Below are 1,043 nucleotides of genomic sequence, written 5' to 3'. Positions count from 1 at the left end.
GACCCGGAAGGATTAATCACAATCGCCCCGGTGGAACCGCCGGAGGCAATGCGGGACGATCCCGATCTTCTATTTCGCGACCAGACCGACTGGACTGTGGTGAACACCGGTGCCAGAGCCGCATACCGGTACAACAACCGGGAAGTCCTGCGTGCCTGGGCCGACAACGTTGCCCCGGTAAGACAGTTCCTCCTGGACAACTACGTCAAATTCACGCGAATTTCCGGCACACACAATGAAGGAGGCCTGTCCCGCGCGAGAAGGGCGACCGCGATGTTCAAACTGGGGGCTGTCACCGACGTGAGAGCGGGAACAGTAACCCAGGAAGATGCGGGACGGGACGCCGACGGAAAGGTCCTCGGGCACGCAAGTCGCCTCTCACCGATTGTAATGGACAACCAGACAGCCCGTGGCGGGCGAGGCGTACTGGGGCGGGGCGCGGCGCTCGCCAGACCATTGGAGTTGAGCGCCAAGGAGAAGGGCGTCCAGTTCATACTCAACCGCCACATGGACGAGATCATCCGTGAGAGCCAGCTCTCGGGCAGGGTCCTCGGTATCCGGGCGAGCTACACGCCGAGGCGCGACCCGAAAACTGGTGAGCAATTCGTCAGCTATGGCGAATTCACCGGCGGCGAATGGGCCAAGGGCCTGATCAAGGACGAACGGCTGACCGTCACGATCAGGGCGCGCAAGGCGGTCATCATCGGCACCGGCGGACACAATGGCAACCCGCAGTTCCGCGCCATGTTCCACCCGGGGGGCCTGGAGCCGTCTCTGACAGCGAAGGCTTGGGCTTGGCTGGGCGGGCCGGGCCGCGCCGCCGACGCCAGCGGCATCATTGCCGGGATGAATGTCGGGGCGGGCCTCGACGGGATGGAGCAGGGCTACCACAACCAGTCCTCCCGTCGCATAATAACGGTGCTTGGCGCCATGGATGCAGCCAATCTCGAGCTTCCAGGGGCCGCTCACTTCCCCTACCGTCGCGCGGGTGGAGTCAACGTCGGCGCCGCCGGCTTCCAGCACCTGATCGCCGTCAACCAGGT

Annotated in this window: 1 protein-coding gene; it reads left to right on the top strand. The window is 64.2% G+C overall.

Going from position 1 to position 1,043, the window contains the following annotated elements; translation table 11 throughout:
* Positions 1 to 30 precede the first annotated feature (30 nt).
* A partial coding sequence (locus VMT30_02900) for a hypothetical protein (protein ID HVQ43890.1) occupies positions 31 to 1,043 on the top strand: 1,013 nt, incomplete at its 3' end.

The sequence above is a fragment of the Candidatus Saccharimonadia bacterium genome (assembly GCA_035544015.1).
Taxonomy (GTDB): domain Bacteria; phylum Patescibacteriota; class Saccharimonadia; order UBA4664; family UBA4664; genus UBA5169.
This window is presented reverse-complemented; position numbering and strand designations above follow the sequence as displayed.